Consider the following 21,938-nt stretch of genomic DNA (forward strand, 5'->3'; position numbering starts at 1 on the left):
CTTATGCCGAAAGTTTCCATTATTGTTCCCGTTTATCAAGTTGAAAAATACCTTAGAAAATGTTTAGATTCTTTGGTTAATCAGACTTTGGAGGAAATTGAAATTTTGGTGATTAATGATGGAAGTCCAGATGATTCACAATTGATTATTGATGAGTTTCAAGAACAATATCCTTTAAAAATTAAATCATTCCTCAAAGAAAATGGAGGTTTAAGTGACGCCCGAAATTTTGGTTTAGATAAATCGACTGGGGAATTTATTGGTTTCGTAGACAGTGATGATGAGGTTTCTAAAACCATGTTTGAAGAAATGTATTCTTTAGCAAAAAAGCATGACGCAGAAATGGTAATTTGCAATCTGCAGAAAGTTGATCAAAATGGAACTATTACCCAGAAATTAACGCAGATTCCGAATATGCCTGAGAAAATAGATTTAAAAGATAATTTTTCAGTTTTTTCTGATCTCTCTTATTTTGCCTGTAATAAAATTTTTAAAAGCGAACTTTTTAAAAACAGAAGATTTAAAAGAGGGATTCATTTTGAGGATATTCAGCTGATTCCACAATTATTATTAGATTGTAAAACGATTGCGCAAACTCAAAATTACCATTATCAATATTTAGAACGAACCGATTCAATTACAAAAACGCATACCAGAAAAGGGTTGGATATTTTGAAGGCTGTAGAAGATGTGAATGTTGCTTTTGAGAAATCCCAGTATTCAGATAAAAAGATAGAGCTTAAGAATTTTAATATTCTGGAAGGTGTTTATTCCTACCTAGCTTATTTGGCTTTTGTAAAAGAAGGTGATGTTTATCGGGAAATGTCTTTAGAGTTAAAATCGTTCATGCAAAAAAAGAACATAACGAGAAAAGAAATTATCGGTTATGAACGATTTGGACGTAACTATTTGAATAGTTTATCACTGAAGAAAAGAGTTTTCTATTATCTCTATTTATATCAACAAGAAAAGGTTTTGCGATTTCTGTTGCATAGAAAATGATTTTATAAATCGATAAAAATCGGAAAATGATATTTCAGATTTGACAAAATTATCTATTATCTTTGGACATGATGAAAAAATTGAATTGCTATCGTGTATGGAGTAATTCATAAAATACACAAATTACTTTATGGAGGTACTGCATCCCCTTTTTACGATTGTCTTTCTTGGGCTAATAGGCTTTAGTTTTTTGGAGGTCTACGGCAAAGAGATAAGGAATTTTAAGGCGGTTTGGATTATCATTATTGTAATGATTATTTTATCAGGATTAAGAAACTGGGTAGGAGCGGATTATCAAGTTTATTTCCAAATGTATTCCTATTATGGATTAGATGCCACTTTTTCGGAGATATTTGACAAGGCTCTTTTCCGGAAAAGTAACTTAGAAATCGAGTGGCTTTATCTTTTTTTTAATAATCTCTTTTTTAGTTTAGGTTTCCCTTTTTATGTTTTTACATTATTTGTTGCAATATTTGCAATCGTTCCAAAATTTTATACAATCGAAAAAAATGTTGCATATCCGGCATTTTCGGTATTGCTTTATTTGATTCCAACTTATTTCGTTGCGGATGCTGGACAAATTAGACAAGGTTTAGGAATGGCGGTTTGTATTTTCGCCTTTAAATTTATTAAGGAAAGAAATTTACCGATGTTCTTATTGATGATTTATATTGCTTTGGGCTTTCATAAATCAACAATAATTTTTTTACCAGCTTATTGGTTGGTTTTAATACCGATGAGCTCCAGTAGAATTTTAACTTTCGTTGCGATTTCTGCAATTTTAGCACCTTTTCAGATTTATAACAGTTTGGGTTTTTTAGATAGTATTGCGCCTCAAGAAGTTTATGCAGGTTATTCAGGATATGTAAGTATAGAAAATGCTGAAGGTAGAGGAATTGGATTATTGGATTTGATTATTATGCTTTATGTGTTTTATTTGGTGTTTTTTAATAAGGTAACCTGTGCAAAAATTCCATATTATGAATATATGCGAAACCTTGGAGTTATTGGTATTTGTCTCTATTTTATATTAAGAGGTAGCCCGATTTTCTCAACAAGACTTAGCGGTATATATCTGTTTTTTATATATATGGCTTTACCTAATATCGTAGCATCGATTGAAAAGGTTTCTTTAAAAAGATATCTTCATTTTGTATTGGTGTGTTTCATGATTTTTTATTATTTCGTTTTTTCACATTATCAAGCAAAAGCTGGACGTTTTACTCCAGATACTTATCAAAATTATTTATGGTAATATCAAAGTTTAATTTAAAGTAAATCGTCAGTAAATCAATAATATTGATTGCTTTTTGTGCGAGTTGATGTAAGATCAAAAAACATAGGAGGGGATTTTCAGAAAAGATTACAAAAAGTAAAAATAATTATATCTTTGTTACTTAACATAAATTAACAGAGTTAAGACCTCTATAAATCAATGAGCAAATTTGAACTTCTATTTTATAACTTATGGCTCTCGTTAATTGATGAAATTTCACCTAAGGAACAGCATGCAGTTCAGCGAGAATTCTTAAAAAATAGATATACTAACTCCCTTTAGTAAACATTATGAATGATATAATTAAAGATGGGTTAGAATATTTGGGAATTTCTATTTTTTATGTAAAATTAATACTGGGGATGTTATTTTCTTTTGTGATTACTTTTGCATCTATTCCAACTATCGTGAAAATTTCTCGCCGTAAAAACTTGATGGACGAACCTGGTACTAGAAGTTCTCACCTGCGAAAAATACCTAATCTTGGTGGAATCGCTATTTTTTATTCTTTAGCTGTATGTGCTTCGATATTTGCATTTGAGCTTTTTGAACTCTATAAATTCTTGTTTGCTTCTTTGGTCATCTTGCTTTATGTAGGGGTGATGGATGATATTGTGGTGATGCGAGCTTATAAGAAATTGTTAGCGCAAATCATTGTGACTGCGTTGATGGTTCTTGGTTCTGATGTAAGGATAAGAAGTTTTTTCGGGGTGCTGGGAATTTATGAATTGAACTATACCTTCAGTGTCTTTTTCAGCATGTTAACCTTCATTGTTTTAATTAATGCGTTTAATTTAATTGATGGGATTGATGGTTTATCGGGAGGGTATTCAATTATTTGTAGTGCTTTATTTGGGATAAGTTATTTTCGTTTAGGAGAGTTTAATTATCCACTGGTTGTTTTGTCTGCAGTGATTATTGGTTCTGTGATTGGGTTTTTGTACTATAATCTTTCTCATTACAGGAATAATAAAATTTTCATGGGCGATACAGGATCTATGATTTTAGGATTTCTACTGGCGTTTACAGCAATTTGTTTTATTGATATTTTTATTGATAAACAGTTGCCTACTGTTCCTAGATATTTCTTACAAAGTGCACCTGCAGTTACCGTTGCGATATTAATTCTTCCTATCGTGGATACTTTGAATGTAATCATCATTCGCATATTTAAAAAACAGTCCATTTTTGGTGCTGATAAAAACCATATTCACCATTCACTCTTAAAGTTAGGATTAACACATCGCAGATCTTCTTTTTACATAATAGTCTATTATTTGTTCGTGGTTTCGGTTGCGTATTATTTTAGACATATCAATGTCAATGCTTTACTTTTTGTGGTGTTAATCTTAGGGTTTATAGGCGCATATATACCGCGTGTCATTTTATATACTAAAGAAAAAACTAATAAATTATTTGTTAATTTGCAAAACGACATAACTACTGATGAAAATATTTAAAACAGCTTTATTGCTTCTTCTGCCTTTTTTCCTTTTTTCGTGCATTACGAGTAAAGATGTACGTTATATGCAACCTAACGAAAGTTTGGTGATTAATGAAGAAGGTCTTGTTCCTTACAATATTCCTATTTACAGGATTACCAAAAATGATATTTTAACATTAAATATAGTTACAACTCCACAAGGTGATGCGGCACAATTCTACTCAGCACTTAATGCATCGGCATCAACTGGTGGTCAGGGTGGCTCAGGAGGTGGGAGTATGACTGTTTCTAATCAAGGTTCTGGGCAAGGTGGTAATACAACGATCTATTTTAATGGGTTGAAAGTTGATTCTAATGGAGATGTAAATGTTTTTGGAATTGGCTACATCAAAGCGGAAGGACGAACGGTTGAAGATATGACCAAAGAAATTCAGGAAAAAGTAAACATGAATTTTGTAGAAGGAAAATCTGAAACAAGGCTTAATATTGATGGTATTACTTATTCTATTTTAGGAGATGTTGAAACAGTAGGAATCGGTGGCGAAAAAACAGCTCATAAAAACACTTTGACAATTACTGAAGCATTGGCTATTAATGGAGGTTTGAATCGAACTATTGATCGAACTAATGTCGTGATTCATAGAAAACTGCCAGAAGGAATTAAAATAGCCAAAATCGATTTAACGCGAGAAGATGTTATGAATTCTCCCTATTATTGGGTTCAAAATGGTGACGAAATATTTCTGAATACCCGTTCTAAAAACTTGAACGGATTTGGAAAAGACCCAATTCAAACATTGACTACTGGAGTGTCACTGGTTACCACAGCTTTGACGATTTACTTAATCTTTACAAAACTTTAAGATGATTCCGGGAAAAGAAAATTCGAGTACATCTTCAACACAGGATAAAATAGGGTCGTTTGCGATTTTTGATGTTGAACATTTTATCAGGAGACTATTAAAAAATTGGTATTGGTTTTTACTAATGGCCGTTCTGGGATATGGCATTTCTTGGGTTTATAGTAAGTATTATGCGCAGCGTATCTATGCTTCAAATTTATCTTTAAGTATATCGAATAATTCAGCAAGTTATTTTACTCCAAATCAATCGATTAATTTCATTTGGGGACAAACAGGTAATCAAGATGGAGTTTATCTAAAAAAGATGTTGCTTTCCAGATCACACAATGAGTATTTAGTAAAACAACTGGGCTTGTATGTTAATTACATGACCACAGGATTAATTAAACAGACCTACCTTGATAAATATGATTCACCCATTTTCTTTGAGATTGATAAATCATATCCACAACAAATAGGTTATGCCATAACAATCATCCCTAAAGGAGGAGACCGATTTGAAATTGTATTGCCTAAGGAAGGGGAGTCTAGCTCAGTATATTCTTTCGAAACAGAGGGTTTCAGTACCATACCAAAATTTGAAAGACCTGCAAATAAAACGATTGCTCTGAATCAATGGTATACTTCTCCGAATCTAAAATTCAGATTATTGAAAAACCCTCATCCAAGTGAGATAAAATTTGAGAATATTATTGTAACGCTGTCCACCGTGAATAGTGCTGTTAATAATTTGGTAAGCACGATGACCGTTGATTTCGATAAAGAAATTAATACCATCATGATTATTGGAAAAAGTGGTTTTAACCTAAATGGAACGGTTAATTTCCTGAATACATCGGTTGATGAACTTCAGAAAAAAAGATTAATTGATCGAAATGTAGTAGATAAAAATACCGAAAAATATTTGTTAGATAATCTGAGTAATATTCGACAAAAATTAGACTCCAGTGCAACGGTTTTAAACCATATGAAAGTTTCGGAGGGATTATATAACATCAAAGATCGTGACGAAAAATCATTGGAAAATATAAAAAGTCTGGATGCTAAGAAAGCAGATTTTCTTACCCGTATCAACTCTTTAAATAGTATTAAAAACTCTTTGGCGTCGCAGAATTTAGATCAAATGATTAGCACCAATGCGGCAGGAGTTGAAGATGGGGTTTTCAATGCAACGGTTTCCGAACTCAAAGCATTGTACGCTAAGCGAAGAGAATTGGCTTTAATCTATACGCCAAACTCGGAGCCGATGCGAGAAATTAATCGTTTAATTAATGAAGCGAAAACTAACTCCAATGGTTCACTTCGAAATTACTACAATACGTACCTTAATGAAATTTCTAAAATCGATCAGGAGATTGCAAGAGCAAATGTTGATTTGGTTTCATATCCCGAAAAGGAGCGCAAATACATGGACGCCGAAAGAGGGTATAATATGATCGAAGCGACTTATAATACATTACTTACCAAACAGAACGAAACACAGATTAGAGTCGCTACTAATAAATCCGATATCAATGTAATTGATCCAGCCAAAAATCTGGGACAAGGACCGATTGCGCCAGATATTGCCAAAACCAAATATACCATCATCGGAGGATTGATGCTTTTGCCTTTACTTGTTTTGGGTCTTGGTCAATTGCTAGATAGTAGAATTAGGAATATTAAAGAATTATTACAAGCGACAAAAATTCCATTATTAGGTGTTATTGGTAAAAGCAGCCATGATAATAATCTTAGTGTTTTAGAACAGCCTCGATCTTCAATTTCCGAAGCGTTCCGGGGAATTAGAGCGAACCTTAGATTCTTACACAAAGAAGATAATCAATCAAAAGTGATTCTGGTAACTTCCTCAATTGGTGGTGAAGGAAAAACGTATGTGTCGATTAACATTGCTTCGGTAATGGCTTTAAGTGGAAAGAAAACAATTCTTCTGGGAATGGATCTTAGAAAACCAAAGATTTTTGGTGATTTTAAAATTAATAACCAATACGGAATCTCTAATTATTTAACAGGAGAAGTCGATATGGATAAGATCATTAACAAAACTTCTATTCCAGATTTGGATGTTGCAACCTCGGGTCCAATTCCGCCAAATCCATCAGAGTTATTAATGAGTGAACGAAATATTAATTTTATAAAAGATTTAAGAAGTCATTATGATTTTATTGTGATTGATTCACCACCAGTCGGTTTGGTTGCGGATTCTTTTGAATTAATGACTTATGCAGATGCCAGTATCTATATTGTTAGGCATGAATATACAGAAAAGCATATGCTGAAAATGATTACCGAAAAATACCATAATCATGAAGTGAAGAACTTAGGATTGGTTTACAACGATTATCAGGTTAAACAAGGTTACGGCTATGGATATGGTTACGGCTACGGTTATGGCTACGGCTACTTCGAAGAAGATGCTAATTACAAAGAGCCGACCCTCATTAAGATTAGAAATAAAATTAGAGAAATTATTGGGAAAAATTAAAGAATAAAAGCCGTTCATATTGAGGGCTTTTATTTGGTTAAAATCATAAAAAGCATTATTCGTCGTTTTCAAATCAAGAAATTATGCTTTTTTGAGGTTATTTAACTAAAAATTAAGAATTTCCTTACGATAAAAATGTTTTATATTTGCAAAATTATTTATGAAAATTGATGTACAATCATTCATGCAGAAAAAAGTTATCTACACGCTCATCGCATTGTTTTTTATTTCAGTTGGCTACAAAGGGCAACGTCATGAAATAGGAGTACAGTTAGGGATGAGTAATTTGGTTGGGGACATCGGAAGAACCAATTATGTTTTGCAGAAACCTGTATTTAGTAATATTGCTGATTACGGGATTCCGTTCTATGGAAACATACTTTACCGAATGAATTTTAACCCTTATCAAACGGTAAGGTTAAATTTGGGATATAGCCATATTCAATTTATTGATACTTTGGCAAAAGAGCAATACCGACGAGACAGAAAGCTGTGGGGAACGAATTCAATCGTTGAAGCAGACTTGGTTTTCGAATATAATTTTTTCCCTGTTAATGACGAACAGAGAAGTTTATTAAGTCCCTACATTTTCGGGGGATTAGGAGCGTTGCTTGCAAATACACCGCAACTAATTGTGGAGAATGATTTTAAAAGAGGTGCAGGCGGAAAAGCAATTGCGCCGGTTACAGGAGATCCAAACAGTTTCGAAACAAATGCTACGTATAGTTCAGGAAAGAAATTAACCATGGCGATTCCTTTTGGGATTGGGTTGAAATATAAATTTAATTATAACTGGGCTTTATTTGGTGAATTCATGTTTAGACCTACCTTTTCAGACTCTATTGATTACAGTGTGATTGATGAGTCAAGTGTAAAAGTAACTTATAATAAAGATATTGCTGGAACTAAAACCAAATCTCTTTTGCAAGAATCTCCTTTTAAAGAAATGGCTGAGGCGAAAGTAGCTGATCTTCTTAAGAACAGACAAATAGGAAACATTAATTCTAAAGACTGGGTAAACTCTATTTCAATAGGTTTAAGTTATTCATTCGGTAGACCACCATGTTATTGTGATTAAAAAATGCAGTCGATAAAAGAAAAATTAAATCTGGATAATCTCCCAAAACATGTTGCCATCATTATGGATGGGAATGGGAGATGGGCAAAGTCTCGCGGGAAGGAAAGAACCTTCGGGCACAAGCACGCGATCCAGGCAGTGCGAAACGCTGTGAATGCTTGTAATGAAATTAACATTCCTTATCTAACGCTTTATACCTTTTCATCAGAGAACTGGAATAGACCCGAAGATGAGGTAAGTACATTGATGGGTTTGATCTCAGAAACGTTACTTTTAGAGGCAGAAGATATATTTAGCAAAGGTTTGCGAATGCACATCATTGGTGATATTAAAAAGCTACCCGAATTAGTTCAGGAGCAATTAATGCAGTTGGTAGAAATTACCAAGGATAATAAAAGAGGAAACCTTATTCTGGCTTTGAGTTATGGCTCTCAAAAAGAGATTTTGAACGCTGTAAAAGAAATAAGCGCCCAGGTGAAAAGCGGTGAACTGAATGAGGAAGATATTACTGAAGAAGTTTTTGAAAGTCATTTATATACCAAAGATTTGCCGCCAGTTGATTTGTTAATCAGAACGAGTGGTGAAGTGAGAATCAGTAATTTTCTGCTTTGGCAAATTGCCTACGCAGAATTGCAGTTTTTAGATATACTTTGGCCGGATTTCGGTAAAGAAGATTTCTTTAAATGCATTTACGATTACCAAAACAAAGAAAGAAGATTCGGGAAAACAAGCGAGCAGCTTGACGAACAAATATAGAAATAAGAAATAGTTAGCAAGATAAAAAATGAAGTTTAAATTCTTACCCATCATCATGTTTGTGGCATCAGCCCATTTTTATGGTCAGGTTACCCCACAGCAAAATCCCCAGGAAAACAATGCTGTTCAAGCTCAAAATGAAGCCGGAACTTATATCCTGAAAGACATTGTCGTAGATGGTGTAAAAAAATATACGAACGCTCAAATTTTAAGATTTACAGGTCTTAATAAAAATGAAAGCGTAGAAATTCCAGGACAAAAAATCAGTAATGCGATTAAGAAACTTTGGGAAACTCAATCTTTTTCTGAAGTTGAGGTTTATATCGAAAGCATCGAAGGTGACCAGGTTGTTTTGCGTTTTAACTTACAGGATTTGAAAGATCTGGGCGAGGTTAAATTTAAAGGCAAAGGAATTGGAAAGTCGAAAAGCGAAAAATTGGCGAAAGACAATAACCTTAAGCCTGGAACTAAAATTACTCAGAATTTAGTGTCAACGCTGAAAACCAATATCCCGAAAGAGTATATTAAAAAAGGTTTTGCTGATGCTAAAGTAACTATTCAAGATCAGGTAAACGCAGGTGATCCTAATTTGGTGGACTGGACAATCACTGTAGATAAAGGCAGAAAGATTAAAATCAGCCATATCGAATTTGAAGGAAACGAAAGTGTTTCTGATAATAAACTTCGTAAGAATGGATTTAAAGATACCAAACAAAAAAGTTTGAGTATCAAAGGAATTCTTAAACCTTCGAAATTTATTGAAGAGAAATATGAGGATGATAAAGGCAACTTGATTAACTATTACAGATCGTTAGGTTTCCGTGATGCGCAAATCGTTTCTGATTCTGTTTGGAGAAATCCAAAAGATCAATTTGAGATTAATGTAAAACTGAACGAAGGTAAAAAATACTATATCGGTGATATTAATTTCTTAGGAAACACAGCATTCTCTACCGATTATTTACAAAAAATATTAGGATACAAAACGGGTGATATTTACGATGCGGTAGGATTTAACAAAAAAGTTGGCGAAGACGGTGGTAAAGAAGATGATTCTGATATCAAGTCGATCTACATGAACAATGGATATTTGTTCTCTAATGTAACGCCGATTGAAAAATCAGTAAAAGGAGATTCTATTAACCTGGAAATTAGAATTAATGAAGGTGAAAAAGCAACCTGGAATCGTGTAACTTGGAGTGGAAATACAACAACGCATGACCACGTAATTCTTCGTTCATTAAGAACGAAACCGGGAAGTTTGTTTGCGAAAAGCGATATCAAAAGAACTTATTTTGATTTAGCGGGAATGCAGTTTTTTGATCCACAACAAGTTGGTCAGCAGATTACGCCAAACCCTCAAGATAATACGGTAGATGTACATTGGACTTTGGTAGAGAAAGGCTCTTCTCAGGTTCAGTTGCAAGCTGGTTACGGTGGAGGTTCATTTATCGGAACATTAGGACTTACTTTCAACAACTTCTCATTGAGAAACTTCTTGAAGTTTAAAGACTTTAAACCAGTTCCACAAGGTGATGGACAAACATTATCTATTCAGGCTCAAGCAGGTCAGTTCTTCCAGAATTATGGTATTTCATTTACAGAGCCATGGTTGTTCGGAACAAAACCTACTGCATTGTCTGTTGGAGTTAACCAATCACTAGTTCGTTATACAGACCAATTTGGAGCAACACAAAAATTAAATATTTTCTCAGCAAGTGCTGGTTTAAATAGACTTTTAAGATGGCCGGATGATTATTTCTCTTTGTACACTGGAATTCAGTTTCAGAGTTATGATTTCCAGAACTATCCTTTCCAGTTTGGGAATACCACTGAATACTATGGATCTGCAAAGAACTTTAGTTTCAATGTTGGGTTAAGCAGAAACTCTGCTGGTTTAGATCCGATCTTCCCGACTCAAGGTTCGAATATTGAAGCGTCTGTGAAATTTACGCCGCCTTATTCACTTTTCAGTGATAAAAATTATTCGACCATGACGGCGATTGATAAATATAAATGGCTTGAGTTTTACAAAGTAAAAATGAAAGCTGATATTTATAATACCGTTGCAGGAAAATTAGTTTTAAGAAGTACCGCTGAAATGGGATTCATCAACGGATATAACAAAGAATTGGGTGCGCCACCATTTGAGAGATTTTATGTGGGTGGAACAGGACTTTTTGGAGGTCAATATGATGGTAGAGAATTGGTGCCACTTCGTGGATATGAAAACGCTTCTTCTACAGGAGGAACAATTGATGATATTACGCCTTATGGTGGAGCAACAATCTATAACAGATTTGCTTTAGAATTAAGATATCCAATATCAATGAATCAGACGGCTAAAATTTATGCACTTTCTTTTGTAGAAGGAGGAAATGCTTATAACTCATTTGGTACTTATAATCCATTCCAGTTGAAACGTTCTGCCGGATTAGGGATTAGAGTTTATATGGGAGCGTTCGGATTAATTGGGTTTGACTTCGCTTACGGATTTGATAAAACCCTTATGGGAACTGAACCTGCAGGTTGGAAAACCCACTTCCTGATGAACCAATCATTATAATTTTAAGAAGAATGAAAAAATTTCAATTATTATTTATATTCCTTTTAGGTTTTGCGATTACTGCAAATGCTCAGAAAATTGGAGTTGTTGATACGGATTATATCCTCGGTAAATTGCCTCAGTATAAAGAAGCAGAAGCCCGATTGAATGAGCAAATTACCAACTGGCAAAATGAAATTCAAACTTTGCAGACGGAATTTGAAAAGAAAAAAATGACTCTTGAAAATGAAAAAGTTCTTCTAATCGGTGATCAGCTAAAACAACGTCAAAAAGAAGTTGATGATTTAGATAAGAGAATTAAAGGAATGATTAATAATCGTTTTGGGTCAATGGGAGAAATCAATAATGCGAGATCTAATTTGACCAAACCTTTTCAGGATCTAATTTGGGGAGCAATCAAGACCGTTTCAGAGAAGAATACTTTGGGCATAGTTCTTGATAAAAGCAACAACATTAGCGTTATTTTTCTTGATAAAAGATACGACTATACAGATAAAGTGTTAGATTTGCTGCTGAAAAATTCCCCGGCTAAAAAAACCGAAACTGATTCAAAACCAGTAAAAAGGAGTCCAGTGGAGGAAAGAAATGAGAAGATGAAAACAATGAAAACCAGATCCAGTGCGAAAGCAATGGAGCCACAAACAAAATAATTAACAAACCAACCAATAAATTAATTTAACCCCAATTATGAAAAAATTAAGTGTATTATTTGCAGCAGTAATGATGTTTGCAACCGTAGGAGTTGCAAAGGCGCAGAAAATCGCGTCTATGGATTATGAAGCTGTGTTAGCTGCAATGCCAGAAACAAAAAAAATGAGTACTGATTTAGAAACTTTTAGTAAAACTAAAGGTGACGAATTAAATAAACAAGCAGAAGCGTTTCAAAAAGAAGTTCAAGCTTATCAAGCTGAAGGAGCTAAATTAACAGGAGCTCAAAGAGATGCTAAAGAAGCTGAACTTCAGAAAAAACAACAAAATTTGCAAGCAATTCAGCAAACTGCTCAAAATGATTTAGCTCAAAAAAGAGATACAGCGGTAAAACCAATTATCGAAAAATTGAATAAAGCAGTTGAGAAAGTAGCAAAAGCAAGCGGATTCGATTTTATCATCGATGCAGGAGCATTAGTTTACAAGGGAGGTCCAGACGCGACTCCATTAGTAAAAAAAGAATTAGGACTTTAAGAGATTATTTTAATATCCTAAACCATCCCGATTATTCGGGATGGTTTTTTTAATTTTGTACCATGCAAAAAGAAATTTCAAATCTGTCGAGAATTCGATTTAGCGACTGCGATCCAATCGGGCATCTTAATAATGTGAAGTATTTGGAATACATGCTCAACGCCAGAGAAGATCATGTAGAATCCGGCTATGGATTTACCTATGAAGAATACACCAGAAAAACAGGTTGTACCTGGATTACCATTCAAAATGAAATCGCTTATTTAAAAGAAGTTCGTTATAATGCGAAAGTTCAAATTTCAAGTAAAACTATTGAAGTCGGCGACCGTATTTCTAAAGTTGAGATTTTAATGAAAAGTGAAGACGGTAAAACCATTCACAGTATTTTGTGGATGACCGTGATCTATTTCAATATGAAAACCCGTAAATCAGACGTACATCCAGCAGACACCAAACAACTTTTTGAAAAATTCCTGGTTGATTTAGAAGAAAAGGATTTTCAAAGTCGGGTATCATATTTTAGAAAAAAAAATAAAAAGGCAAATCTATAATGAAGAAAATACTTGTAATTGGCAGTAATGGACAGTTAGGAAGTTGTTTTAAAAAATTGGCAACTCATTTTGAAAATCAATTTGAATTCAATTTCGCTGGCTCTCAAGATTTAGACATTACCAATCGTGGTGCAGTTGAAGATTTTGTTAAGGACTACAAACCTGATTTTTGTATCAATGCCGCTGCCTACACCGCAGTAGATTTAGCCGAGAAAGAAGCTGAAAAAGCATTTGCAGTTAATGCAGAAGGTGTCGCAAATGTAGCAGAAGCTTGTAAAAAAACGAAAACAGTTTTAATTCATATTTCAACGGACTATGTCTTTGATGGCGAAAGTAATATTTCTTATTCAGAAGATAATTTCACCAATCCACAAGGCGTTTACGGAGCTTCTAAATTGAAAGGTGAAGAATTGGCGATGGAAAATAACCCAAGAACAATTGTAATCAGAACTTCTTGGTTGTATTCAGAGTTTAATAAAAACTTTGTTAAGACCATGTTGAATCTTTTTTCAACCAAAGAGGAATTGGGAATTGTTGCAGATCAGTTTGGTCAACCAACGAATGCTAATGACTTGGCAGAAGCGGTGATGAAAATTATTGAATCAGATCCGAAAACTTTTGGAGTCTTTCATTTTTCAAATTACCCGGAAACAAACTGGTTTGAATTTGCTTCTAAAATTGCAGAGTTCTCTAACTCAAAAATTAAATTGAAAGCGATTACGACTGAAGAATTTCCAACGCCGGCAAAACGCCCCAAAAGAAGTACGATGGCTTTGGATAAAATAGAACAGGTTTATAAGATTGAACCAATTCATTGGGAACATTCTCTGCAAGATTGTATCGAAACTTTAGCAACAACCTACGAATGAAAAAATTCCTCTTTTTATATTTAATAGCTTTATCACCGTTCTTTTTCGCACAGAATGTCGTGTTGAATAAAGTGGTGAAATCTCATCCTAATGATGATAAGGTTTTTTATAAAATAAATCCAAAATCGACTCCTTCCGAATATTTGGGCGAAGTTGAAGTTCAAGGTTTCTCAGACAATGATGCTAAAGTATTTGGCATGATTTATCAGAAAGCGAAAGAAATCGGAGCCAACGCTTTTTCGTACGAACCGTTTGAAGCTGTTGATGGAACTTTATCTAAATTCGATCCGATTCATTATAAACTAAGTTTGTATTACGTTTCAACTTCGGATTTCCCTAAAGAAGAGAACATGGTTTATTTTATTTCATCGCCTTATAAAAAACAAACCATCTCCATTAATAATGATAAGAAGGTTTTTGAACCAAGAACATATACTGAGTTGAAATTGAAGGCTGGAGAAATCTACACGATTTCCACTCGTAAACTTTTAGGTTCAAGCATTAAAATTGCTGCACAGGTAAATCAACCGGTTCAATATTTTCAATTGTCGGGTGCTTCAGTAAACTCAAATGAATATGGCAATCCGGGAATTAATTTGAAATCTGGTGACATCATAAGATTGGAGCAATCTTACGGACAATTTCTAACAACGATCTATCAATATTTTAAATAAAGAAATTTCAGTAGTATGAAAGTAGATATATTAGCAATAGGAGCTCATCCTGATGATGTAGAATTAGGATGTGGCGGAACTTTAGCAAAACTTATTTCAGAAGGAAAAACGGTTGCGGTCGTGGATTTGACGCAAGGTGAGCTTGGAACTCGCGGAACAAATATAACCAGAGCAGAAGAAGCTGCTAATGCTTCGGAAATTTTAGGATTTTCAGATCGGGTAAATCTAAAGATGAAAGATGGTTTTCTTTTGAATACCGAAGAGTATCAAATGCAGATCGTAAAGATGATCCGTAAGTATCAACCGGAAATTGTATTTTCTAATTCAATAGACGACCGTCATCCTGATCACGCAAAAGCTTCAAAATTGGTTTCTGATGCCTGTTTCCTTGCCGGACTTGTCAAAATAGAAACTACGCTGGAAAATGAAAGCCAAAAGCCGTGGAGACCAAAGCATATATTCAATTATATTCAGTGGAAACATATTACGCCGGCTTTCGTGGTAGACATTTCAGATTTTATGTCAAAGAAGATTGAAGCGTGTCTTGCGTACAAAACGCAGTTTTATGATCCAAATTCGGACGAGCCGATGACGCCAATTGCCACAAAAGACTTCTTAGAAAGCCTAACTTATAGAGCGCAGGACTTAGGTCGCCTGTCTGGAGTTGCCTTTGCAGAAGGATTTACGACAGAAAAGTTGATTGCATTCAAAAATTTTGACGGAATAATTTTGTAGTATATCGAAAAGTATTATATTTGCAACCTCAAACGGTGATTGTAGCTCAGTTGGTTAGAGCGCCGGATTGTGGTTCCGGAGGTCGGGGGTTCGAGACCCCTCATTCACCCAAAGTCAAAACGCATTGATTATCAATGCGTTTTTTCGATTTCCACCATTTCTGAAAATCGAAATCTACCGTTTAAAGCAAAAAAAAGCATCCAAAAATATTGAATGCTTTTTTATTTTTTATCGGCGAGTAATTAGATTTCCTCGTCAGATTCAATTGTAAATGATTTCGATTTGAAATCTTTGTCATGTTTTTCAGAAATAACGTCTTCCCCTTTTTGACCGATGATGAAATCTGTTGAGTCTTTAAACATTTCTTCGAAACTTTTAAAATCTTCTTTATACAGATAAATTTTATGTTTTTCAAAAGATGCTTCTCCATTTTCACCAAAGTTCTTTTTACTTTCGGTAATCGTTAAATAATAATCTCCCGCTTTGGTTTCGCGCACATCAAAGAAATAGGTTCTTCTTCCTGCCTTTAATACCTTTGTGAAAATTTCGTTTTCGTGGCGTTCCTTGTAATCACTCATTTGTAGCTATTTTTCAAATCTTGTGTAACAAATATAAAAGATTTCTTTTAATTGGGGAATTTATTTCTAATTATTTACGAAAAAAAGCGCTTTATCAATAAGGAAATCAGCAATTAGTTAACGTTGTCGTTTTCTATAGGGGTGAGATTCAATATTTTATCGGCACGTTTAGCGCTGCTTTCACGGTGAGTGATAATGATTGAAGTACAGTTTTTGATTTCATTTTCAATGTTTTGCAGGATGTTTTCTTCGGTTTCAGTGTCCAAAGCCGATAATGAATCATCAAAAATTAAAACAGAAGGTTCCTTAATTAAAGCTCTGGCAATACAAATTCTCTGTTTCTGTCCACCGGAAAGCATGACTCCACGTTCACCAACCATCGTTTTGTATTGATCTTTGAAGTCGATGATGTTTTTATGAACATCTGCTTTCTTAGAAAATTCTTCGACCAGTTTATGCGAAGGTTTGTCGATGGCAAATCCAATATTATTTTCAATGGTGTCAGAGAAAAGAAAACTTTCCTGAGGAATATAACCAATAAATTTGCGATAGTTTTCTAAGTTGTGATCTTTCAAATTTTTTCCGTCAATCAGAATTTCTCCTTCTGTTGGATCGATTAATCTACAAAGTAAAAGAGCGATGGTGGATTTTCCACTTCCGGTTTTTCCCATGATTGCTAATGATTTTCCAGCTTCAATTTTGAAACTTAAATTGTCAAGAGCTTTAATTCCTGTATTTGGGTAAACGTACGATACATTTCTAAATTCAATATCTCCTTTAATTGGATAGACTTCATTACTTGTATTAATGATATCACTTTTCATATCAAGGAATTCATTGATTCTCGCCATTGACGCTTCTGCTCTCTGATTTACAGAAGTTACCCAGCCAACCATTGAAAATGGAAATATTAAGATATTGATGTATAAAAAGAAATCTGCAATCTTCCCGACAGAAAGTTCATTTGCCATATATTTCTGACCTCCGACTAATAAAATTACCACATTTAATAAACCAATTACAAATAGGATAATAGTAAAAAAGTAGGCTTCTGTTTTTGCGAGATCCAAAGATTTATCCTGATAATCTTTTACTTTCGTTCCGTAACTTTTTTCAATATAACTTTCTTTAGCAAAAAATTTAACCACGCGAATTCCCGAAAAACTGTCCTGAACAAAAGTCGAAATCGCAGACTGACTTTTCTGCATGATTTTCGATTTTTTATTAATGATAGAACTTACTTTATAAATAAGGAAAGAAAGAATAGGTAAGGGAAGAAGTGACCACAAAGTCATTTCTACATTGGTGTTGAGCATGTAAATACTCGTAATGATCAATAGGATTAATAAATTGGCGACGTACATCACCCCCGGACCGAGATACATTCTAACCGCAACTACGTCTTCACTTAGACGATTCATTAAGTCACCGATAGTCGTTTTTTTAAAGTCCGTTAAAGACAACTCCTGATAGTGATTGTAAATTTTATTCTTCAGTTCGTATTCGATTCCTCTGGAGGCAACAATGATGGTTTGACGCATCATAAAAGTAAAGAATCCCGTTAATAATGACGATCCTACAATGATGGCAACATAAATTAAAACCTGTTTGTTAAAGCCTAAACTATTAGTATTTGAAATTTCATCCACCGATTTTCCAACAAACTGAACTTTAAAAATGTTAAAGAAATTACTGGCAATAATGAAGAGGAAGCCATAAAACAATAGGTTTCTATGTTTCCAGAAATAGGGATTAAGTGTTTTTAGTGCGTTCATAAATCTTAAGGTTTTTAGCGGATTGATTGCTTCTAAACCTGTGCAAAAATAAGAAATAGAAATTTGATTTTTTTTAGAATTTATAAATATCTGATGCTTTTGTATGATAGAAATAGATAACTCTTTCATATAAATTATATCTTATAAGTCTCAACTTGCTACAATTTTATTATCTTTGCACGCATAAAAGCTCTTTGAAATGTTAGGAAGAAGACAAATCCGTGAAAAGGTAATAGAATCGTTGTATTCATATTACCAAAATCCCATTAAATTCGATGTGTTAGAGAAGAATATGTTCTCAGAAATCGATAAAATCTATCATCTTTACATTTACCAACTTAATTTTTTGGTGGCTCTGAAAGATCTAGCAGAACGTCAAATCGAAATCGGTAAGAATAAATACATTCAAACTGATAAAGAAACCAATCCCAACCAAAAATTCATCAACAATCAAGTTTTAATCAAATTAGAAGAAAATGAGGAGCGCCTTTCATTTACTTCTAAGAATCAGGATTTAAAATGGGATCTGTATGATGATTTGTTAGTGAAAACGTTTCAGAGAATGTCGGCTGGTAAGAGATATCAAGATTTTATGAAAGAAGAAGGACATTCTTTCGAAGCTGACCAGAAATTTATCGGGAAATTATTTTTAAGATATATCGCTGAAAATGAAGATTTTCATGATCATCTTGAAGGAAAAGAATTGAGTTGGGCAGATGATTTCCATATCTCCAATTCGATGATTCAAAAAACGATTGGTTTCTTTAAAGAAAATGAACCAAGTCATACTTTAATTAAAATGATTAAAGATGAACAAGATCGTGAATTCGCCCGTAAACTCTTAAAAGAATCCCTTAACCATTGGGACGAAAACGAGAAAAAACTGGAAGGGAGATTAGATAACTGGGATCTGGACCGCGTTGCATTACTTGATAAAATCATTTTAATTGCTGCGATTACAGAACTTGATTATTTCCCATTAACTCCGGGAAGAGTTATTATCAATGAATATATCGAGATTTCTAAAGTATTTTCAACGGATCGTTCTAACATTTTCATCAATGGGATTTTAGATAAATACACCAAAGATTTAAATAGAAGTTAATATGAAATCGCCATTTACAAGTTAGGTGAAAAAGCAGTAATACAGATTGGCGATACCATATGACCTTTAAAAAAATAAATATCACATATGAAAAATTTTATTAAAATAGCACCACTTGTAGTTGCTTTAGCTTTAGTAAGTTGTAAAAAAGATCAGACTGCGGATCAACTCGTTATCGAAGAAGGAACTGCTCAGACGGCGGCGCCAGTTATCGATTCTCACGAGGATATGGTAAAAGAAGCACAGTCTAAACCTTTAACAAACCTTGTTCTTTCTGAAGCACAGTTTGATTTCGGTAAAATTAAAAAAGGAGATCAAAAAGAACATACTTACGAAGTAACCAATACTGGAGAAAATCCTTTGATTATCTCTCAAGTTAAACCAGGTTGTGGATGTACTGTTCCTGATTATACAAAAGAGCCGATTCTTCCAGGTCAAAAAGGAAAAATCACTTTAAAATTTGATTCTTCTAATTTCGATGGATTAGTGAACAAACAAGCAGAAGTATATGCGAATGTAGAAAGAGCACCGATTGTGATTGGTTTTTCTGCAGATATTCAACCATAAAAAATTATAGATAATGATAACAATATTTTTACAGGCAGCTGCACCGGAAGGTTCTATGATGCCTACAATGATCATGATGGGACTAATGTTCGTCGGGTTTTATTTCCTGATGATTCGTCCACAAATGAAAAAATCAAAGCAGGAAAAAAACTTTCAATCTGAATTGAAAGTTGGAAGTAGAGTAGTTACCACTTCTGGAATGCACGGTAGAATTAGTCAGATTATGGAAGATGGAATAATCTTAGAAACGCTTTCTGGAAAATTAAAGTTTGAAAAAGCGGCGATTTCAAGAGAATTTACGCAGAATCGTTTTCCTGACAACGCTCCGGAAACGAAATAATATTTTCGAAAGAACTATTGATAAAGCAATCTCATTGAGGTTGCTTTTTTTTTGGCTTAAATCTCACAACAAATTAATTGAATAATTTACTTGTTTCATGCCACGAATGCACGAATATTTAATTTTTAATATTCGTGCATTCGTGGCATAATTCTTCCAAAATTAGACTGATTAATATGACACTGGTATAAAATGAATTAACGTAAAGGCGCAAAGTAAGCTCTGCCAATTGGCGAAAGCCAACCTTGCGCCTTACAGTTTTAGAATGTAATAGCGCCTTTGCGTTAAAATAAGTAGCGTTACCTAACTGAAAAACAGAATCAGTAAACTCGCCACAAATATCCTAAATATCGTCACCAAAGGATAAACCTGCGCATAAGTCTGAATAGGAATATCGGAGTCTAAATAATTCGTACTAAATGAAAGTGCAGCTGGATCAGTATAACTTCCACTCATAATTCCGACCAATTGTAGATAATTGATTTTCATAATAAATCGTCCTACAATCACCATTAAAATTAACGGAATAAATGTAATTGCGCAGCCATACAATAACCAAAGCCAACCATTATACTGAATGAAATTATCATAGAAACCATCTCCGGCATGAATTCCTACCGCAGCGAAGAATAAACAGATCCCAAAGTCTTTCATAAAATAAGTCGCGCCAGTATTGATATAAGAATGGATGAAGGAAATTCCACCATAACGTGAAATCAAAAGTGCGACAATCAATGGTCCAGCCGCAAATCCTAATTTAATAGGTACCGGTAAACTTGGAATGACAATCGGAATTGAACCCAAAATAACTCCTAATAGTAATCCGCCAAATAAGGAAAGGAAATCAGGTTCTAATAATTTCTTTTCGGAGTTTCCAATGATTTTTTCTACCTCTTCAATTCCTTCTTGAGAACCGATCACGACTAATTTATCGCCGTAAAATAGTTCCAGTGAAGGTCTTGGTAAAATTTCTCGTCCGGCTCGGAAAACACGAGTTACCTTTAAATCAAAGGTATTGTACAAATCTAATTCGGAAAGTTTTTTATGAATGACGTTAGAATTCGTGACGTAAATATTTTTCTTGCGAATTTGATTGTCAGACTCAATGAAAAGATCTGCGGAAGGACGACCAACTGTGGCAATGAAATCATCTAAATCTTTTTCTAAACCCACTAACATCAATACGTCCCGATCTTGAAGTTCGGTATCCATTGTAGGAGATTTTACGGCAATACTTCCACTATGTTTCAATCGGGAAATGATAATTTCTCGTCCGAACTCTTTTATGGTCTGATGTAAAGTCTTGCCGAAGTATTCAGGATTGGTGACCCTAATTTTTTTATGAACCAAAGGTAATTCACGGTTGATTTTCGACTTCCGGAATTTCTTCATTTCTTCATCCGGATTAATTTTTAAAAGAAACTTTGATAGGATAATGGTTCCAATAATCCCGAAAACTCCAAGCGGATAGGTAATCGCATAACCAATAGTTGGATCATTAAATTTTTTATCAGGGAATGAATTGGTGATTTCTTCGATGGTGTTTTTAGCAGCTCCCAAACCAGGCGTGTTGGTGACCGAACCACTCATAATTCCGACTAAATCTTCAATTTTTAGACCAGTCATATAAAAGAGTGCGACCGTAATAATCCCACCTAAAAGAACCGTTGAAACGGCCAGAATATTAAATTTTAAACCTTCATTACGGAAGGAAGAGAAAAAGGAAGGTCCGACTTGTAAACCAATGCCGTAAACGAAAAGGATTAAACCAAAATCACGTATGAAATCTAAAATCCCGGGTTGAATTCGATAACCGAAATGTCCCAAAATTAAACCCGTAAACATCACCGCCGAAACACCGAAAGTTACTTTACCTAATTTTAATCTTCCAAAAAAAACACCAGTTCCGATGGCGAGCATTATGGCAACAATAGATTGCGTTACCGTTGGGATTTCGCCTGGCAGTAAGAGTAATTTTAACCAATCAAACATCTTCTCTATTTTTAGTTTATCAACAAAATTACTGTTAATAATCTGCAATAGGCAATCTTCTGAAATGAAATGTATCAGTATTTAGAAGTAAAAAAGAGGA

The 21,938-nt window shown here is 34.1% G+C and carries 20 protein-coding genes and 1 tRNA gene; 18 read left to right on the forward strand and 3 right to left on the reverse strand.

Going from position 1 to position 21,938, the window contains the following annotated elements; all coding sequences use genetic code 11:
* Window positions 1-3 precede the first annotated feature (3 nt).
* The 15 genes from Q73A0000_RS13810 to Q73A0000_RS13880 all read left to right on the forward strand — a co-directional run bounded on the left by Q73A0000_RS13810 (window position 4) and on the right by Q73A0000_RS13880 (window position 15,591).
* Window positions 4-1,002, forward strand: coding sequence for a glycosyltransferase family 2 protein (locus Q73A0000_RS13810; RefSeq protein ID WP_193811517.1), 999 nt, complete (start codon window positions 4-6; stop codon window positions 1,000-1,002).
* A 250-nt stretch (window positions 1,003-1,252) separates the two neighbouring features.
* Window positions 1,253-2,257, forward strand: coding sequence for an EpsG family protein (locus Q73A0000_RS13815; protein WP_244140747.1), 1,005 nt, complete (start codon window positions 1,253-1,255; stop codon window positions 2,255-2,257).
* Between the two features lie 311 nt (window positions 2,258-2,568).
* A complete protein-coding gene (locus Q73A0000_RS13820) occupies window positions 2,569-3,738 on the forward strand; it encodes a glycosyltransferase family 4 protein (protein ID WP_193811519.1) in 1,170 nt (389 codons plus the stop codon).
* Window positions 3,725-4,585, forward strand: coding sequence for a polysaccharide biosynthesis/export family protein (locus Q73A0000_RS13825; protein WP_193811520.1), 861 nt, complete (start codon window positions 3,725-3,727; stop codon window positions 4,583-4,585). Before Q73A0000_RS13820 ends, Q73A0000_RS13825 begins: the two co-directional genes overlap by 14 nt.
* 1 nt (window position 4,586) lies before the next feature.
* Window positions 4,587-7,070, forward strand: a complete 2,484-nt coding sequence (locus Q73A0000_RS13830; protein ID WP_193811521.1) for an exopolysaccharide transport family protein — start codon at window positions 4,587-4,589, stop codon at window positions 7,068-7,070.
* Window positions 7,071-7,230: 160 nt separating this feature from the next.
* A complete protein-coding gene (locus Q73A0000_RS13835) occupies window positions 7,231-8,148 on the forward strand; it encodes a DUF6089 family protein (RefSeq protein WP_244140748.1) in 918 nt (305 codons plus the stop codon).
* A 3-nt stretch (window positions 8,149-8,151) separates the two neighbouring features.
* Complete coding sequence (locus Q73A0000_RS13840; RefSeq protein WP_193811522.1) at window positions 8,152-8,904, forward strand: isoprenyl transferase; 753 nt, start codon at window positions 8,152-8,154, stop codon at window positions 8,902-8,904.
* Between the two features lie 28 nt (window positions 8,905-8,932).
* Window positions 8,933-11,470, forward strand: a complete 2,538-nt coding sequence (locus Q73A0000_RS13845; RefSeq protein ID WP_193811523.1) for an outer membrane protein assembly factor — start codon at window positions 8,933-8,935, stop codon at window positions 11,468-11,470.
* An 11-nt stretch (window positions 11,471-11,481) separates the two neighbouring features.
* Complete coding sequence (locus tag Q73A0000_RS13850; protein WP_193811524.1) at window positions 11,482-12,120, forward strand: OmpH family outer membrane protein; 639 nt, start codon at window positions 11,482-11,484, stop codon at window positions 12,118-12,120.
* A gap of 37 nt (window positions 12,121-12,157) precedes the next feature.
* Entirely contained in the window at window positions 12,158-12,652 is a 495-nt protein-coding gene (locus tag Q73A0000_RS13855; RefSeq protein ID WP_193811525.1) for an OmpH family outer membrane protein, read from the forward strand.
* A gap of 62 nt (window positions 12,653-12,714) precedes the next feature.
* Complete coding sequence (locus Q73A0000_RS13860) at window positions 12,715-13,203, forward strand: acyl-CoA thioesterase (RefSeq protein ID WP_193811526.1); 489 nt, start codon at window positions 12,715-12,717, stop codon at window positions 13,201-13,203.
* Window positions 13,203-14,072: a dTDP-4-dehydrorhamnose reductase gene (rfbD, locus tag Q73A0000_RS13865; protein ID WP_193811527.1), complete on the forward strand. Its 870-nt coding sequence runs from the start codon at window positions 13,203-13,205 to the stop codon at window positions 14,070-14,072. Before Q73A0000_RS13860 ends, rfbD begins: the two co-directional genes overlap by 1 nt.
* The gene (locus Q73A0000_RS13870; protein WP_193811528.1) at window positions 14,069-14,746 is read left to right on the forward strand and encodes a hypothetical protein; all 678 of its coding nucleotides are present in this window, start codon (window positions 14,069-14,071) and stop codon (window positions 14,744-14,746) included. The genes rfbD and Q73A0000_RS13870 overlap by 4 nt, the downstream gene beginning before the upstream one ends.
* A 15-nt stretch (window positions 14,747-14,761) precedes the next feature.
* Entirely contained in the window at window positions 14,762-15,481 is a 720-nt protein-coding gene (gene bshB1, locus Q73A0000_RS13875; protein ID WP_193811529.1) for a bacillithiol biosynthesis deacetylase BshB1, read from the forward strand.
* Between the two features lie 34 nt (window positions 15,482-15,515).
* A tRNA-His gene (locus tag Q73A0000_RS13880) sits at window positions 15,516-15,591 on the forward strand.
* A gap of 132 nt (window positions 15,592-15,723) precedes the next feature.
* Here Q73A0000_RS13880 and Q73A0000_RS13885 read toward each other — a convergent pair.
* Both Q73A0000_RS13885 and Q73A0000_RS13890 read right to left on the reverse strand, forming a co-directional pair.
* Window positions 15,724-16,059, reverse strand: coding sequence for a DUF3276 family protein (locus Q73A0000_RS13885; RefSeq protein ID WP_193811530.1), 336 nt, complete (start codon window positions 16,057-16,059; stop codon window positions 15,724-15,726).
* A gap of 113 nt (window positions 16,060-16,172) precedes the next feature.
* Entirely contained in the window at window positions 16,173-17,834 is a 1,662-nt protein-coding gene (locus Q73A0000_RS13890; protein WP_193811531.1) for an ABC transporter ATP-binding protein, read from the reverse strand.
* A 199-nt stretch (window positions 17,835-18,033) separates the two neighbouring features.
* Between Q73A0000_RS13890 and nusB the strand changes: the two genes are divergently transcribed.
* The 3 genes from nusB to yajC all read left to right on the forward strand — a co-directional run bounded on the left by nusB (window position 18,034) and on the right by yajC (window position 19,846).
* Entirely contained in the window at window positions 18,034-18,939 is a 906-nt protein-coding gene (nusB, locus tag Q73A0000_RS13895; RefSeq protein WP_193811532.1) for a transcription antitermination factor NusB, read from the forward strand.
* An 87-nt stretch (window positions 18,940-19,026) separates the two neighbouring features.
* A complete protein-coding gene (locus tag Q73A0000_RS13900) occupies window positions 19,027-19,506 on the forward strand; it encodes a DUF1573 domain-containing protein (protein WP_193811533.1) in 480 nt (159 codons plus the stop codon).
* A 13-nt stretch (window positions 19,507-19,519) separates the two neighbouring features.
* Complete coding sequence (gene yajC, locus Q73A0000_RS13905; protein ID WP_193811534.1) at window positions 19,520-19,846, forward strand: preprotein translocase subunit YajC; 327 nt, start codon at window positions 19,520-19,522, stop codon at window positions 19,844-19,846.
* Between the two features lie 303 nt (window positions 19,847-20,149).
* On the opposite strand, the gene Q73A0000_RS13910 is transcribed toward yajC, so the two are convergent.
* On the reverse strand, window positions 20,150-21,838 hold the full coding sequence (locus tag Q73A0000_RS13910) for a putative transporter (RefSeq protein ID WP_193811535.1): 1,689 nt from the start codon (window positions 21,836-21,838) through the stop codon (window positions 20,150-20,152).
* Window positions 21,839-21,938: the final 100 nt, after the last annotated feature.

The organism is Kaistella flava (ex Peng et al. 2021), assembly GCF_015191005.1.
In the GTDB taxonomy this organism is placed as follows: Bacteria; Bacteroidota; Bacteroidia; order Flavobacteriales; family Weeksellaceae; genus Kaistella; species Kaistella flava.

What these genes read in the sequence shown, in the direction of transcription:
- Q73A0000_RS13810 (WP_193811517.1), top strand. Translation starts at nt 4, where the DNA reads ATGCCGAAAGTTTCCATTATTGTTCCCGTTTATCAAGTTGAAAAATAC.
- Q73A0000_RS13815 (WP_244140747.1), top strand. Translation starts at nt 1,253, where the DNA reads ATGATTATTTTATCAGGATTAAGAAACTGGGTAGGAGCGGATTATCAA.
- Q73A0000_RS13820 (WP_193811519.1), top strand. Translation starts at nt 2,569, where the DNA reads ATGAATGATATAATTAAAGATGGGTTAGAATATTTGGGAATTTCTATT.
- Q73A0000_RS13825 (WP_193811520.1), top strand. Translation starts at nt 3,725, where the DNA reads ATGAAAATATTTAAAACAGCTTTATTGCTTCTTCTGCCTTTTTTCCTT.
- Q73A0000_RS13830 (WP_193811521.1), top strand. Translation starts at nt 4,587, where the DNA reads ATGATTCCGGGAAAAGAAAATTCGAGTACATCTTCAACACAGGATAAA.
- Q73A0000_RS13835 (WP_244140748.1), top strand. Translation starts at nt 7,231, where the DNA reads ATGAAAATTGATGTACAATCATTCATGCAGAAAAAAGTTATCTACACG.
- Q73A0000_RS13840 (WP_193811522.1), top strand. Translation starts at nt 8,152, where the DNA reads ATGCAGTCGATAAAAGAAAAATTAAATCTGGATAATCTCCCAAAACAT.
- Q73A0000_RS13845 (WP_193811523.1), top strand. Translation starts at nt 8,933, where the DNA reads ATGAAGTTTAAATTCTTACCCATCATCATGTTTGTGGCATCAGCCCAT.
- Q73A0000_RS13850 (WP_193811524.1), top strand. Translation starts at nt 11,482, where the DNA reads ATGAAAAAATTTCAATTATTATTTATATTCCTTTTAGGTTTTGCGATT.
- Q73A0000_RS13855 (WP_193811525.1), top strand. Translation starts at nt 12,158, where the DNA reads ATGAAAAAATTAAGTGTATTATTTGCAGCAGTAATGATGTTTGCAACC.
- Q73A0000_RS13860 (WP_193811526.1), top strand. Translation starts at nt 12,715, where the DNA reads ATGCAAAAAGAAATTTCAAATCTGTCGAGAATTCGATTTAGCGACTGC.
- rfbD (WP_193811527.1), top strand. Translation starts at nt 13,203, where the DNA reads ATGAAGAAAATACTTGTAATTGGCAGTAATGGACAGTTAGGAAGTTGT.
- Q73A0000_RS13870 (WP_193811528.1), top strand. Translation starts at nt 14,069, where the DNA reads ATGAAAAAATTCCTCTTTTTATATTTAATAGCTTTATCACCGTTCTTT.
- bshB1 (WP_193811529.1), top strand. Translation starts at nt 14,762, where the DNA reads ATGAAAGTAGATATATTAGCAATAGGAGCTCATCCTGATGATGTAGAA.
- Q73A0000_RS13885 (WP_193811530.1), bottom strand. Translation starts at nt 16,059, where the DNA reads ATGAGTGATTACAAGGAACGCCACGAAAACGAAATTTTCACAAAGGTA.
- Q73A0000_RS13890 (WP_193811531.1), bottom strand. Translation starts at nt 17,834, where the DNA reads ATGAACGCACTAAAAACACTTAATCCCTATTTCTGGAAACATAGAAAC.
- nusB (WP_193811532.1), top strand. Translation starts at nt 18,034, where the DNA reads ATGTTAGGAAGAAGACAAATCCGTGAAAAGGTAATAGAATCGTTGTAT.
- Q73A0000_RS13900 (WP_193811533.1), top strand. Translation starts at nt 19,027, where the DNA reads ATGAAAAATTTTATTAAAATAGCACCACTTGTAGTTGCTTTAGCTTTA.
- yajC (WP_193811534.1), top strand. Translation starts at nt 19,520, where the DNA reads ATGATAACAATATTTTTACAGGCAGCTGCACCGGAAGGTTCTATGATG.
- Q73A0000_RS13910 (WP_193811535.1), bottom strand. Translation starts at nt 21,838, where the DNA reads ATGTTTGATTGGTTAAAATTACTCTTACTGCCAGGCGAAATCCCAACG.